We start from the raw sequence: 576 nt of genomic DNA, 5'->3' as shown, positions 1-576 counted from the left end.
CAGGCGCATGGCGGTCTGACATTTGCATTTCTCTTACTTGCGGCCCGTAAACGGGCTACCGGGACACGGAAGGCTCAACTGCGCTCCCAATTTATCCTCGTCTAATTGTCTTCGTATGTAATCACGGATTTTTATCGCATTTTTACCTGCCGTATCCACATAATATCCACGGCACCAAAATTCACGATTGCGGTACTTGAATTTTAAATCACCAAATTGATCATATATCATCAGGCTACTTTTACCTTTCAAATATCCCATAAATCCTGAAACACTCATTTTTGGAGGGATCTCAACAAGCATGTGGATATGGTCAGGACAGCATTCCGCCTCGATAATATTTATTCCCTTCCATTCACACAGTCTGCGTAAAATCTCGCCTAATGGCACGTTTTTTCTCACCATAGAAAACCTGTCTCCGGTATTAGGGAAATACTATATGATATTTGCAGTTCCACTTGGTATGAGCTAAGCTTTTGATGTCACTCATCATGACCTCCTTTTGATTTGCTTCATAGATGCAGTTGCCAGACCGCAATCCAATGTTAGCAAATCAAAAGGAGCTTTATAACATAC

Annotated in this window: 1 pseudogene; it reads right to left on the bottom strand. The window is 41.7% G+C overall.

The window, feature by feature from the left end:
* Nucleotides 1–33: 33 nt before the first annotated feature.
* Nucleotides 34–490: pseudogene (tnpA, locus tag DESPIG_RS13450) on the bottom strand (IS200/IS605 family transposase).
* Nucleotides 491–576 lie beyond the last annotated feature (86 nt).

The organism is Desulfovibrio piger ATCC 29098, assembly GCF_000156375.1.
Classification (GTDB): Bacteria; Desulfobacterota; Desulfovibrionia; order Desulfovibrionales; family Desulfovibrionaceae; genus Desulfovibrio; species Desulfovibrio piger.
The sequence above is the reverse complement of the archived record's forward strand: the minus strand, read 5'-3'. Positions and strand labels throughout refer to the sequence as shown.